At 68.2% G+C, this 805-nt stretch carries 1 pseudogene; it reads right to left on the bottom strand.

What is annotated here, in order from left to right:
• Positions 1-570 (bottom strand): annotated as a pseudogene (locus ALMP_RS11390) (hypothetical protein); the annotation flags it as partial.
• Between the last annotated feature and the right edge of the window lie 235 nt (positions 571-805).

The raw sequence follows: 805 nt of genomic DNA, 5'->3' as shown, positions 1-805 counted from the left end.
CTTCTCGAGGGTGAGCAGGCCCGGGTTCTCCTCGAAGTACCGCTGCAGGAACTCGCTCGGCTCCCTCCGCTCACCGTCGCTCTTGCCGGTCTTGCGCCGGACCCGGCGCGGACGGGTGATGTAGTTGTAGGCCGTCTCGCGGAACCACATGTCCTCGGTGACCTCGGGCTGGCCTCCGTCGCCGGCGCGACGGTCGGGCCGGGCGAGCACGCCTCGGGAGATGTACGTGCGCAGGGTCGCGACCGGCGTGGGCTCGCGGGAAAGGAACCGGCCCTCGAGCACTCCGATGCGGTCGAGAGGGAGAAGGTCCTTGGGCCCGCCGGCAGGCAGCGCGGTGGCCTTCTCCTTCTGCTTGGGGTGAGCCACCACCCAGGCCTCCGGCTTGTGGGCCAGGACCCACTCATCGACGGCTGCCTCGTCGTACAGCTGGGTCTTGCCCCAGCCCTTGTCGAGGCACGGCGGGAAGGTCTCCTCGAGCGTCCAGGAGGCGGCGGTCGAGCCGCTCACGTGGTAGCGCTTTGCGATCTTTTCGACCGTGGTCTGCTTGATCTTCGAGTTTGCGGGGATCATCGTCTGCTCCAGGGCCTGCGTGGCCTGATCGTTTCCTGCCGGGCCGCGGATGCGCCGGCGGGGGGATGCTGTTGTGCGTGGCCAGCGGCCCCTTCCTGTTCCTTTGCTGATGCCCGGACGGGGCTGGAAGGACGCAGGGAGAGACCCGGCTCGCAACGTACAGCGATTCAAGCGATTAAGCAATTCGTCGTGGGTGTGTCAGTGTGGATCGCCGCCGGAACCGACGCGGGCGGGG

Source organism: Streptomyces sp. A012304 (assembly GCF_026008495.1).
GTDB lineage: Bacteria > Actinomycetota > Actinomycetes > Streptomycetales > Streptomycetaceae > Streptomyces.
Note: the sequence above shows the minus strand (reverse complement) of the source record. Positions and strands in the feature narration are given on the sequence as shown.